Annotated in this window: 10 protein-coding genes; all 10 read right to left on the reverse strand. The window is 57.6% G+C overall.

Features of this window, described 5'->3' with window-relative positions:
* Window positions 1-19 precede the first annotated feature (19 nt).
* The gene (locus B3H65_RS01470) at window positions 20-2,911 is read right to left on the reverse strand and encodes a Spy0128 family protein (RefSeq protein ID WP_286683848.1); all 2,892 of its coding nucleotides are present in this window, start codon (window positions 2,909-2,911) and stop codon (window positions 20-22) included.
* A gap of 55 nt (window positions 2,912-2,966) precedes the next feature.
* Window positions 2,967-5,258, reverse strand: coding sequence for a SpaA isopeptide-forming pilin-related protein (locus B3H65_RS01475; protein WP_286683849.1), 2,292 nt, complete (start codon window positions 5,256-5,258; stop codon window positions 2,967-2,969).
* Between the two features lie 147 nt (window positions 5,259-5,405).
* Window positions 5,406-5,654 carry a hypothetical protein gene (locus tag B3H65_RS01480; RefSeq protein ID WP_286683850.1) on the reverse strand — a complete coding sequence of 83 codons (249 nt, stop codon included), beginning with the start codon at window positions 5,652-5,654 and terminating at the stop codon, window positions 5,406-5,408.
* 683 nt (window positions 5,655-6,337) lie between these two features.
* Window positions 6,338-7,084, reverse strand: coding sequence for an AAA family ATPase (locus B3H65_RS01485; RefSeq protein WP_286683851.1), 747 nt, complete (start codon window positions 7,082-7,084; stop codon window positions 6,338-6,340).
* Window positions 7,085-7,246: 162 nt separating this feature from the next.
* On the reverse strand, window positions 7,247-7,894 hold the full coding sequence (locus B3H65_RS01490; RefSeq protein ID WP_009141838.1) for an amino acid ABC transporter permease: 648 nt from the start codon (window positions 7,892-7,894) through the stop codon (window positions 7,247-7,249).
* A 3-nt stretch (window positions 7,895-7,897) separates the two neighbouring features.
* Window positions 7,898-8,644, reverse strand: a complete 747-nt coding sequence (locus B3H65_RS01495; protein WP_009141839.1) for an amino acid ABC transporter permease — start codon at window positions 8,642-8,644, stop codon at window positions 7,898-7,900.
* A 162-nt stretch (window positions 8,645-8,806) separates the two neighbouring features.
* A complete protein-coding gene (locus tag B3H65_RS01500) occupies window positions 8,807-9,661 on the reverse strand; it encodes a transporter substrate-binding domain-containing protein (protein WP_286683852.1) in 855 nt (284 codons plus the stop codon).
* A 103-nt stretch (window positions 9,662-9,764) separates the two neighbouring features.
* Window positions 9,765-10,487: an amino acid ABC transporter ATP-binding protein gene (locus B3H65_RS01505; protein WP_181973347.1), complete on the reverse strand. Its 723-nt coding sequence runs from the start codon at window positions 10,485-10,487 to the stop codon at window positions 9,765-9,767.
* Window positions 10,488-10,960: 473 nt separating this feature from the next.
* On the reverse strand, window positions 10,961-11,404 hold the full coding sequence (locus tag B3H65_RS01510) for a GatB/YqeY domain-containing protein (protein WP_286683853.1): 444 nt from the start codon (window positions 11,402-11,404) through the stop codon (window positions 10,961-10,963).
* 124 nt (window positions 11,405-11,528) lie between these two features.
* Entirely contained in the window at window positions 11,529-12,779 is a 1,251-nt protein-coding gene (locus tag B3H65_RS01515; RefSeq protein ID WP_286683854.1) for a peptidylprolyl isomerase, read from the reverse strand.
* Between the last annotated feature and the right edge of the window lie 288 nt (window positions 12,780-13,067).

Consider the following 13,067-nt stretch of genomic DNA (forward strand, 5'->3'; position numbering starts at 1 on the left):
AATGGCCCCTAGCGTCGCACTACTGGCCGCCACGACCTTGCCCGCGCTTTCGCACCGTGAGCCAAACGCCCGCCGCGATGCCGGCAACGCCAAGTGCGGCCACTCCCAGCACAACTGCCATAGCGATGTCACCGGTTCCAGGCAGCCCGGGCTTGCAGCCGCCCTCGCCCTCCTCCACATCGCCCTCGCACGGCCTCTCTGGGTTGGCAGGCGTTTCCGGGTCGATGGGCTTGTCGGGATCGAGAGGCGTATCGGGGTTGTCGGGGTTGTCGGGATCTGGCGCTGGGTCGGGATCAGGTTCGGGATCGACAGGTTTGTCAGGGTCTGGATCCGGGTCGGGATCTGGGCTCGGATCGACCGGCTTGTCGGGGTCGGGATCGACCGGAGGGCCCGGCACCTCGCCCGTACCGTACACGTTGGTGAAGTGCGCCAGGTCACCCTGCGGGATATCATCCACCTCAACGTAAGCGATTAACTCGCCCACGCCCAGCTCCTTTACCTCAACCTTAACCGCGACCTCCCGAGTTGAATACGTCACGTCTTCCAGCGCGTTGACGGGCTTCACCTCACGCACGCGGTAGATATACGTACCGGGCGCGTAGAACGTCACCGGCTCAAACCCAAAGCGCTTTACACCGGCAACAACCGTCCCATCATCGTCCAGATAATCAGGGGAGGCATCGGTCACGTCGGTAGGCTGCGGCAAGGGCATCGCATCAAAAGCAGCGCCGGAAGTCTGCGGCCGCCGGTCATCTTGCCCCTGGCAGGAGATGCGCTCCATCACAAAGTCGAACTTGTCGCCCTCCTGCCACGCCCGGCCCTTAAGGTGCTTTGTGAGCGTGCACCACTCGTCCGTCAGAGTAACCGGCGCGGGCGAGTAGCTGTTGGCAAACGCGGCAACGCGCACATCGTCGCCCGCCTCTGGTTCGCCATTGGCAGGGTCATGGCTGTACAGCAGCGTCTTGCACGCCGACCCATCAGACTCGCGCACCTTGTAAAGCTCCGCCTTAAGCGCGAGCGTACCCATGCCGTTGTCGACGGGAGTCAAGCGATACTCATACTCCGTACGGTCATACACCACACCCGGCAGCGCGGAAGCATCGCTTTCAGGACTCGGCACGCGCTCGCGAATTCGATAGGCGAACGTACGACCCGCGTCGTCCTGCGTAAAGACCAGGTCCTCGAGCTTGCCTTCCATAAGAGCGACGCCATCCGTGGCTCTAGGGTTGGTAAACGTCTTGTCAGACTCGTTCAAAAGCTTGGCCTGCGCGGCGTCTGCATCTTGCTGGGTGCCCTCGCCCAGTGCGCCGGCAATCTCAAACGTGAACTCGCCCGGATGGAGACCGCGCCCATCAAGCGTCTTCTTCACCGTAAGGCCCAAGCCATCACTAGTGCAAAATGACTGGTACACATTGGTGAATACCGCACGCTCTGCGTCTGTGGACGAGGAACCGTTGTCGTACACAACCGTCGCCTTCAACGTTGGTGCGCTCTGGTTGTCACTAGATTCAGCCTCGATGCTCACCTTGACATACGTTGTGTGCGCATCGTACGTCATACCCGGCTTAGCATCGTCTGCAGATGGAATAACCTCGTTGATTGCAAACAGGTACTCACCAGCGCGAGAGAACGCCAGGTTAGGGAATGCGAAGTCTCCTATGTAGGTTGGCGAGTCACCCTCTTGATCAAGACCAGTCACCTGCGCCCGCAGCTTCCAATCTGCACCGGAAACGCTTGCAGAAGAATTGGACGAGGTCAAGGTGATCGCTCCTCTCACGATAGCCTTGGCAGTTACCTCATCCGCAGCAGCGAGGCTAAATTGATAGCTCTCACCTTCAAGCAAGTCGCGGCCACGCAACACCTTGGCGCCGGACAGCCCAACCTCAACGGGGTTCGCGCGAAACTCGTTGCGGAACACCGCCTCGGACACCTTCTTGTCATCCGTCAGACTGGCATCGTCACGGCTATCCATCTTGTAATAGGCAACGTCCACCTTAACGTGCGGTTCCCCGTCTACGGTTTCCGATCCAACCGTTGCGCGCGCAATATAGCACGTAGGGTCATAGGTCATGCCATCAAGCGTGTAGTTGTTCTCCCTTGTCGCCTCAGCCGGAAGATTCTCGTAGAACTTATAGTCAAACGACTTGCCAACCATGGCGTTAGAGAACAGCGCCTGGCGAGCCTCTATAGCAGTGCCCTTGTTTTCAATCTTAAAGGTCATGTCCTCCGTTGCCACGGCAGGTGCACCGTCTTCACTTGGAATTGGATTGCCCTTCGGCACTTCAACCGTAAAGGAAAACATGTTGTCTTCCAAAGGATTCACGCCGGAATGGTCGATATAGTCCTTCCGCGCAGACGGTGCATACCCGACCACCTGCTGATCAAACGTATTGACAAACCGTGCTTTATCGACCGTCTGGGGCTGCTCGGGCGCGAAGCCCGCATCGTCCACCAGCTGCTGGATCGCTGGGGTGACAGCCAGCTGACCGTTGCCGCTATCCGTAACGGTCAGCTCCACTTTGTAATACGCAACCGAATACGTCACGCCTGGCAGCGGACTATCTGGACGAAGTTCCCTTACACCATACGTATACGTACCGGGCAGGTTAAACGATATGCTGCCAAACGCACCTTCTAACCTCTCTGCCACATTCGACGCAGCTGCGGACGACGAAGGCTTGATGGCGAGCGTGGACACCCCGTCGATGGCATCGCTAGGCATGGGAGCGTTATCCCAACCGTAAAGCTCAAAGGTAAATCCGTCCTTCGCTATACCCCATTCGCTAAAGGTCTTCTCAACGGGAATCTGATAGCTGCCGGCTGCACGGTACTCGTTGGTAAATGACGCCCGAACACCAACCGCACCGATGGTTCCCTTTACATTTGAACTCGCGATCTGCTTAAAGCCCAAAGGCTCAGCAAGAGCGATTTCGCTCTCCTGCCCATTGGTTCCCGCGGGATCAAAATCAATCTCCTGTTGCCCCGGTGTAGAGCGATGTAAGGTCCTTGTCGCCCAAGTCGGCCCAATTTGCATTGCCGTAGCGCCGGGTAAAACCTGGATCAACGCCAGCCATATAGGCGCCGTTCTGGCGGACGCGGCACATAGCAAGGCCCTCCGGCACAATGTATGCGATTTGGCTTGCACTGTTGGGCATGTTGGGGTCCGCACCGTAATCCAGCACCTTGTCCGTTGCTCCATACGTAAGCCACAGGTCGTCGCTTGAATTCGTATCCGGCTGCCACGGAATTTCAAACGTGCCGTCAGAATTCACCGTCACAGAACTGGACGCAGCGGTGTCGCACGATGCGAGGACGTCGTACAGCGTCATGTCGATGTCGTCCGCCGCAGCAAACTGAGACATAGAATCAACCAGCGAGCCCGTACTCACCATTGCGGTGACTCCGTCGGTCTTTGTACCAGCGTCAACGTGCACGCCCTGGGCGTCGACCAGCACGCGCGTTGCCGTTTCATTTTTCACGTATCCCGCCGGGGCCTTGGTCTCAACAAGATAGTAGATACCAGGGTCGAGAGGCCCCATGTAACACAAGCCCTTGCCTTGAACGGGCTGATCATCGCCCATTGTTTCCGTTGTTTTCCTTTGCACGGGCTGAGCCGTTGGCTTGGGCTGCACAGCAGAGCCCTCACCCTGCATGTCCTGCGCCCTATAGAGGGAGAACTCGGCTCCGTTAACTGGGCGCTCGCGCTCGTCCACCTTTTGCACTGCAAACACGTTGACGATATCCGTCACATAGAGATTCGCTGCCGTCTGGCGCTTAAACTGCGCGCGCGGCAGACGATGCGTGTTGCTCGTGCTGATCTTGCTTTGATCGACCTTGCCGCCAGAGACGGCCGTGGTGTAGTAAAAGCCCACTGTGTACTTAGCGCTGCTGGCATCGCCCTTCATAAGGTAGTAATACTCTGGATTGCCCGGCATGTCATCGATGGTAAGCGCGTAGGTTCCGTCCTTATCATCGTCCTCAAACGTGTAGATCTGAGCATCGCGCAGCTGCGACACGTTGGTAACGGGATCGGCGGACATCTTCCAGCCCTTGTAGTTATCGCCAGACAGGCTATGCCACAGCGAGTCCACTTCACCCTGGTCCGCGCCAGAACGGCGGTATATAACCGCAAACACCGAACCATCGTCCACCTTATACTGAGGACCCTGACCCGCAGACGTGGTCGCGGCTCCATATACGTAGTCACCCTCTATGCCCAGTGTCTGCTCTGCACGTGCGTAGACGCCGGAGTCCCAGTAATTATCCGAAAGGATGAAGCCTAACGTTTTATCAGTAGCGCTTACCTGGTACTTCAGCCTGCCATCAGGGCTTGGCCTGTGACCCGCGGGCGCCACGCGCTCGCGCAGTACGTAGCGTACGTATCCCTTGTCTGCATTGAGCTTCATGAAGCTCAAGGGGCTGCCATCGCCCAGCGTGAACGTAAAGCGACCCGCGGCATCTGTGCGACCCGTAGCCAGGGGTGCGGCGTCAGGCGTCAGCGAGTAGTTAGTGTCCGTTGCGTACAGATCAAATACCGCGCCCTCTACCGGCCTACCCATCTGGTCGACCTTGGTCATGGTGCTCTCCGGCACGCTCACCAGGTTGAACTTAAGGGCCATATTCGAGTTGTTGTTTCCACGCTCCAAATAGTAGAACTGCAGCGTGTGGTACGTTCCATCGCGAAACGTATCGCCCGAGAAATCACCCTCTGCGAACTTGCCGACCAGTGCTTTCTTAAACATTTCCTTTATGGTGGTGTCAGAATAAATCGTAGGACTGGCGGCGCTTGCACCGCTGCTGCCGTCGTACGTGTAGACCCTACCGGTATGGAAGTCAATGCTAAGGCCTACGCGATCATGGATGCCACCCACATCGCCCACCAGCACGCCGTCGATAAAGACCCACACATCATCATCACCGGTGAACTGGAACTTCATGTCTTCGCCGTTGGAAGTTTTGCCATCAGTCGGCTGCATAAAGTTTGTAGTGAGTTGCGTGCCAAAGTAATGGTGCATGACGGGATTGTACGAGCCCACATCTTTGTTAAACGCTAGCTTGCCGTCAGCCGTTACACCCTTGGTAAACACATCGCCCGGACCGTTAAAAGGAAAGAACTGTCCAAGCTGCTTATCGCCCAGAGCGGGAGAATGGACCGCCGGGGCGTCGTAGAGCACAAATGAGTTGGCCTCTTTGTTATACGCGGCATAGTTCTGCTTGCTGTTGTAGTAGTAATAGCCCTTTTCATCAAGCTGAAGCAAACCGGAGGTATTTAGATAGGCGCGCTTGCCATCGAAGCTGGAGCCGTCGAACAGGTAGTTGAGAGATTGGTCCTCCGTTTTCTTTCCAGCGACGCCGTAGTCCCTACCAGCGGTGATATGCGGATAGCCATCCTCTCCCAGCGTGTTTTAGACAATACCAGCGCACGGCCCCTTCGACGACCCCGTCCAGCCATTGATGTGGGAGCCGTTGACGTTTTTACCGAATTTAAGGTAGCGATCTGTCCCTTGCGCAGCATTGATACCCATACCCCGATATCCGATGAGGCCCCCATCGGTATCATCCTTCGCAGTCTCGCTGACAAGCCAGTAATCAAACAGGTCGAGACGGACGCCGCGGGGCGACACCGTATCCGCTACCTCATGCTGCTTGAACACGTCTTCCGCTTGATCGTTAGCAGCGCCGTCCGCTCACACCTTAACAAAAGGCGCTAGCGGCAGAACGGCAGCGGCGATAGCCACGGCGGCCGTGATTGCTTTGAACCTGCGACTGGATCCAAGCGTGGACCCCTTTTGACGCCGGCGTGCGGTAAAGGTTCGATTGCCATCGGAAGCCATATGCAATTCTCCATATCTACCCGCTAAGTACTTTTAAGCTGCGGTTGGGATAGAAACTACTAGATAGTGAGGGACATTAGCATATGGGAACGTTTACATTTATCGCTCTGACCAGCAGGAAGTATCATTTTTGACGCCAACGGCCAAGGTGTTAGGCACAGGTATTGCAACTGTGCGACCACATTTGACACGCTATTCATTTTCGTCCAAATAATATGCGCTGACGCATTGTTATACCCCCTGTAGGAATGAAGGGTACAATGGGGCATAAGCCTTGCGGTCCAAGGCGGGCAGCAACGCTTTTTTAATCCGCGCGATATCGACGATAGGCGGCGGCGCGATGCGGACGGCACTCCCTTTACAGTCCTCGTCAAAAAAACGCGCCCACATAATGTGGACGCGCATTCAGTGTGTCTGGGATGCATATACCGCAATTTAGGAGCGCCAGCGCTATCGCAAAACGATGGATGAATAAACACCGGCGCGGCGATACGTGGCTGCCTTTAGGCCCTGGTCTCTACGGTGGCGTTGACCGTAATGGGAGCGTCCGCAGCGGCCTCCTCGGCAACGCGGGCGACCTCCTCCTCATAGATGCCCAGCTCGCGCAGCTTGGCGTTGTAGGCAGCGGCGATCACGTCCACGCAACCCTGGCGGCCCAGCTTGGCGCGGTTGACCACAATGTCCTTGCCGTCGGTCATCTTCCACTTGCCGGCAGAGTAGCGCTTGTAAAAGGTCTCGCGCGCCTTCTGCATCTCACGCACCAGCTTGGCGCCCTCGCGCTTGTTGAGGCCGCGCTTTTTGCGGACGATCTCCACGCGCTCGTCGAACGGAGCGGTCACCAGCACGGCGATGTGGTTGGGGTTGTTGCGCAGCAGGTAGTCGGACAGACGGCCCTCGATAATGCAGCTTTGGGTGGCGCCCAAATCCAAGATTACCTGTGACATGCTGCGGAACAGCTTGTCGGACAGCGTGCGCGAATCCACACGATCGGGCAGAAACGCCATGAACTCGGCAGCCATGCGCTCGTCATAAGCGGCCATCTTATCAACGGACTCGCCCGTGCGCATGGCGGAACGCACCAGCAGCTCGTTGTCATACAGCGGAATGCCCAGCAGGGTGGACAGCATCTTACCTATCTCATGTCCCTCTGCGCCAAAGTCGCGAGCGATGGTGATAACGACGGGCTGGCCCGCGCGCTCTGCAGCCTCAGCGGCCACGCGCGCCTCGATTGCCTGCTTGATGAGTCCCATGGAAAGCTCCTTAGATAGTGAGCGTACAAGTACCCTGCTGGACGCTTGCCTGAATGGCTTCTCGTCCACATCGAGTCTAGCGCATTTTACGCAGCGGGCGCGAAGCGATTGCCCAGTGGCTCATCGTCCGCGCCCGTGAAGAGAACTATGCCGATTCAGCGGCTATGCAGCGACCACGCGACGCTGGTATGCGCGCACCAGCAGCGAGATGCTGAAGTTGAGGGCGAAGTACAGCGCGAATACAAAACCGTAGAGCATGAGCACCTGACCCAAGTTGGTGGTCTGCGCCATAACAACCTTGGTGGTGTACATGAACTCGGCCACGTTGACACCGGCCAGGTACGAGCTGTCCTTGATCACCGTGGTGCACTGGCTGAAGAGCGCCGGGATGATGGTCTTGAACGTCTGAGGCAAGATGATGTAGCGCATGGTGGCGAAGAAGCCAAAACCCTGGCTGCGCGCTGCCTCAAACTGGCTGGCGGGGATGGAGTTGAATCCACCGCGGACGATCTCTGCCATGACGGCAGAGGTGAAGATGGTGAATGCCAAAACGGAGATGAAGACGTCTGAGCCCTTGACCGTGAAGTAGATAAAGAGGATCCACAGCAGGTTGGGGGTGCAGCGGAACAGCTCGATGTAGGCGCTGACTATCCAAGACAAGGGACGCAGCTTGCCGGTGCAGTACTGCTTGACCATGGCCAGGATGGTGCCCAGGATGAGCGAGAAAATAATAGCGAGAACGGATATCTGAATGGTCTTGAAGAAGCCGTTCATGATAAACGTCATGTTGGCGGCGTTGAACAGTTCCATGGATTACGCCTCCTTTGCGGGATCGGGCGTAATGCCGGGAATCACCTTGGCGCGCGGACGCTGCTTGGAGCGGCGCTCCAGGTACTGGACAAGAATTGCCAGCGGGAAGCAGATGATGAAGTACATGAAGCAGCACAGGATGTAGCCCTGCAGGTAGCCGTACGTGGAAACAAAGTTGTCCGCGTTGTACATAAGGTCGCCGCCGGCGATGAGCGCCAGGACGGAGCTGTTCTTAACCAGGTTGAGCGCCTGGTTGCATAGCGGCGGCAGGATGATCTTGAACGTCTGGGGCAAGATCACGTAGCGGTACGCCTGCACGCGGGTGAAGCCCTGCGACAGTGCCGCTTCCATCTGTCCGCGCGGAACTGCTTCGATACCGGTGCGGATGACCTCGGCGATGTATGCCGCGTGGTACAGGCCCACGCCCATGAAGCCCAGGACAAACGCGGGAATGCGCACGGGCATGGCGGCGCCGGTGATGGCCTGCAGAATCTGCGGGCCGGCCATGTACATGAAGAACACCTGCACCGGCAGCGGGGTGTTCTGGTAGAACTCAACGTACACGCGGCTGATTGCGCGCAGGATGCGCGAGCGCGTGGTGGAGAACACGCCCAAGATGGTTCCCAACACAAGGGAGAGCAGCAGGCCGGCGATGACCACCTGCAGGGTAAAGGCAAAGCCCTCCCACAGCGGACCGCTTTCGGCCAGCGTCAACTCCCATCGCGCGGGATCGAGGAGTCCCTCTAGCATATAGATCCTTCCAACGTGCCATTATCGTACTGAGCGTCCGGGCAGATGGCTCCGCCCGGACGCACAGTGTTTGCGGACGAGAACCCGCGGGTGCACCGCGATCACGGCAGACGCGCCGCCACATGCGATGCGCGGCAAGGGTCCATCGTCCAAAAAATCTAATTAGAGCAGGTCCCAAGCCTTGATCTCTTCGTCCAGCCAGCCGTTCTCAAGCAGCTCGTTGACGGTATCGTCGACGGTCTTGGAAAGGTCGGAACCCTTCTTGGTAGCGATGCCGTAATCCTGAGCGCCAAACTCGATCTCGGGCTGGAGCAGCTCGCAGTCATCGGTGGTGTAGCCCTTAAGGGTGGAGCGGTCCATGGCGAACGCATCGATGTTGCCGGCGTCCAGGGCGCTCTTGATGGACGGGTAATCCGGGAACTCCTGGAAGCTGGGGGTGGCGTCGACCCCCTGGTCCTTGAGCATCTCGCTGACAAGGTCCTTGGTGGTAGAACCCTGGGAGACGCCGATGACCTTGCCGTCGAGGTCGGCCATGGACTTCATGCCAGCGGCCTTCTTGACCAGGATGCCCACGTGGTCGGTGCGGTAGGGCGTGGAGAAGTCCCAGCTCTTCTTACGCTCGTCGGTGATGGTGTAGGTAGCACAAATAATGTCGAGCTGGTCGTTGTCGATCAGCGGGCCGCGGGTCTTAGGCGTGACGTCGGTGAACTCGACCAGCTTCTGCTCCTTGGCCTCATCATAGGAGACGCCCAAGACGGCAGCGGCGATCTGGTAGCACAGGTCGATCTCGAGACCCTCGTACTCGTTGGTAGCGGTATTGAGGTAACCGTAGCCGATAACGTCCTTCTTAACGCCGGCCTTAAGCTTGCCGCGGCTCTTGATCGCCTCGAGCTTGGAGGACGTGTCAGAGGAACCGGAGCCTGCGTTGCCGCCGCAACCGGCAAGGGAGCCGGCACCGGCGATGCCCAGGGCGGCGAGACCAAATACCTGAATAAACTGACGACGATTCATATCCATGGTGGTACCCCTTCCATTTGGTACTACGCTCGCGTGCCGGCCGCGCGGGCGGCATGCGACTGATAACTATTGATGGAAATCGAGTGAGATCCCCTTGCACGGGTTAGTGCAGGATCTTGGCGAGGAAGTCCTTGCAGCGAGGGTTCTGCGGATTCTCGAAGAAGTGATCGGGCGTGCCCTCTTCCAGGATCTGACCATCGTCCATAAAGATGACGCGGTCTGCCACCTGGCGGGCAAAGCCCATCTCATGCGTGACGCACATCATGGTGATGTTCTCCTGCGCCAGCTCGATCATAACGTCGAGGACCTCCTGGACCATCTCGGGGTCCAGAGCGGAGGTGGGCTCGTCGAAGAGGATGATGGGCTGCTTGGTGCAAAGGGCGCGGGCGATGGCTACGCGCTGCTGCTGGCCGCCGGAGAGGTTCTGGGGGTACTCACCGGCCTTGTTTGCCAGGCCGACGCGCTCGAGGGCGGCCATGGCGATCTTGTTTGCCTCCTCCTTGCTCTTCTTTTGGAGCTTGATGGGTGCCAGCGTGAGATTGCCCAGCACGGTCATGTTGGGATACAGGTTGAACTGCTGGAATACCATGGAGCTGTACTTACGAGCCATCTCCAGGTGGTTCTTCTTGGTAAGCACGGTGCCGTCGATGACCACCTCGCCGGTGGTAGGCTCCTCAAGGAAGTCGACGCAACGGATGAGCGTGGACTTGCCGGAGCCGGACGGACCGATGATGACCAGCTTCTCGCCCTCCTTGACGTTGAGGTTAACGTCCTTGAGGACATGCAGGTCGCCAAAGTACTTGTTCAAGCCTTTGATCTGAATCATATCGGCCATAGATGTTTCCCCTCCATACTGCCAATGCAACGCTCGAGGACCGAGCGTTTGGCTGTGCTTTATTCTACTAATGTATCTCCTGCACGTTTAGTGCGGTTAAGGCTTTGCAACGGCCTGGTAACCTATCCTTTACGAAAGCCCTTTAGAGTACAGCGCGTAGATTATCCAATACTAATCAGGCAATTAGTTGGATTTGTCCATATTCTATTCCCTATTGTAGGGTGCATTATCCATACTGCGCCAGCAGCCCCACGAAGAAACCGCAGGTTTCACTACAGATGGCCTTGGCGCCGACACCTCATATGGCTCTGTGAACAACCCTAAAACCTTGCAGCCCCCGCAACCGAGCCCCAACAAGAAAGGGCCGTCCGCCCTCAAGCTCCGATGCCTCGAAGTGCGCGATGCGCACCGAACACACCTGGGCTTGAAATGCGAACGGCCCCGTTTCCTCGTCCAAGAAACGCTTAGGACAAGCGAGCGCCAACCTCCTTGGCAGCAGCAGCCTTGTCGAAGTTTCCGCCGGTAGCAGCGTTAAGGGCGCCCATGACGCGACCCATGTCCTTGCGGGACTCGGCACCGACCTCGACGATGGTCTTTTCGATCAGGGCAACCAGGGCATCGCCGCTTATCTGCTCGGGCAGCAAGGACTCGAGGATCTCGACCTGCTGGGTCAGGACATCGGTGCGCTCCTGGTTGTTGCCGGCCTGCTTGGACATCTCGAGCGTCTCGCTGGTCTGCTTGATCAGGCGCTTGATCATGCTGTTGACGTCTTCCTCGGTAACATCGCGACGCTCGTTGACCTCGATGTTCTTAACCTCGGTCATAACCTGGCGAATGATGGACAGACGGGTCTTGTCCTTGGCCTTCATCGCCGCGACCATCTGCGCATGCAGCTCTTCGTTAGTCATGTCTCTCCAATCTCGCGCGCGGAGGCGCTTGTAAAAACGCCGCGGCCCGCACTGAGCAGGACGCGGCGCACGTTCTACGCATCAACCGATCTTGTGCAACAAGGCTCGACGACGTAAGCGGTTCTTACTCGGCCGAACCGCTATTGGCATCAGCATCGCTGCTGGAGTCATAGCTGCTGTCGGCGTCGCTTGAATCAGCAGCGTTCATGTCCACATTATAGGGAACGTCTGCCGGCATGGCGTTGATCTTGAGATCGTTCTTGTCGATGTACTCCTCAAACCAAGCGTTGTAGTCCTCGTCGACCTGGGAGCTCTTGAGGCTCGAGACGATCGCGTCCTTGATCTCGGTGGGAATCTGGTCGATGGAATCGGCCTTCTCGTCCACATGGAAGTAGTCGGTGCACTTGATGATGTGATAGCCGTAGGTGGTCTCGACGATGCCGCTGATCTGATCCTTGGACAGGGCGCTCAGAGCATCCTGATACTCGGTGACAAAGCTGGTGAGCTTGTCCCAGCCCACGTCACCGCCATCGTCCTTGGAACCGGTGTCCTCGGAATACTCCTCGACAGCATCCTCGAAGGAGAGCTCGCCAGAGTTGATCTTGTCCAGAGCCTCCTGCGCGGTGGCCTTTGCCTTCTCCTTATCCTCATCAGAAGCGTCCGAATCAACCTTGATCAGGAGGTTGGAGGAACGACGGGCGTCGTTGTAGGTGGAGACGTTGTCGTTGAAGTAGGTCAAGACCTCATCGTCCGTGGGCTCCTTCTCGGGAGCAACCTCCTCTTTCAGCTTCTGCTGCTCAAGGCTACTCTTGATCTGCTCCTTGTAGGAATCCTCGGTGTAGCCCAGCTGGCTCAGCATGCTCATCATAGCCTCGGTGCCACCGTAGCTGGAGGCGGCGTTCTCGAAGGACTCGTTCACGTCGTCGTCAGAGACGGTGATGTTGTACTCCTTGACCGCCTTGGACAGCAGGTAGTTGCCAGCCAGCGAGCGAATGGTCTCCTCGCGCAGGGACTCGGGCGTCTTACCCTGGCCCTTGAGATAGCTTGCCCATGCAGCATCATCGTCATAGCCGCCGGAGGTGCGAGTGCTCATGATCTGCTTGGTGACGGTGTCCTCGGTAATGTTGGTGCCATCGATTGTGGCGGCAACGCCACCGGTGAGATGATACTCTTCAGTCGAATTTGCCTGGTTGAGGATGCCGGAGCAGGCCATGGCGGTCACGGAGAGCAGCATGGCTGCGACGCCGATCGCGACCAGGATGATCTTACCGGTCTTGGTAAGCTTGGACTTGGCCTCTTTCTTGCGCTCGGCCTTGGTGGGCTTGGGAGCTTCCTTCTCCTCGCGCTTGATCTTCATGTTCTTCTTCATCACCATGGGCGAATCCCTTTCCTAAGGGCGGAATACGCGATTACCTGCCAATGCGCCACAGTCGATTAAACGGTTCGCATGGAATCGCCTTTTTTAGCGACGCACGTAAACAGAGATTGTCGCATATCCATCCTGCGCAAGCGCTATTTCTGCAGTATTTCTACAGAGCACCACCGAGGTTTCTCATTTTCTCTTGGCTATCGGCAGAAATCCACCCGTCCCCACATCCCGAAAACCCTGACAGACGGCGTTTTGCGTTGTATGGAAAGATGGATGCACCTTGAACAACAATGC

It is taken from the genome of Collinsella sp. UBA1693, from assembly GCF_002320115.1.
GTDB classification, from domain to species: Bacteria; Actinomycetota; Coriobacteriia; order Coriobacteriales; family Coriobacteriaceae; genus Collinsella; species Collinsella tanakaei.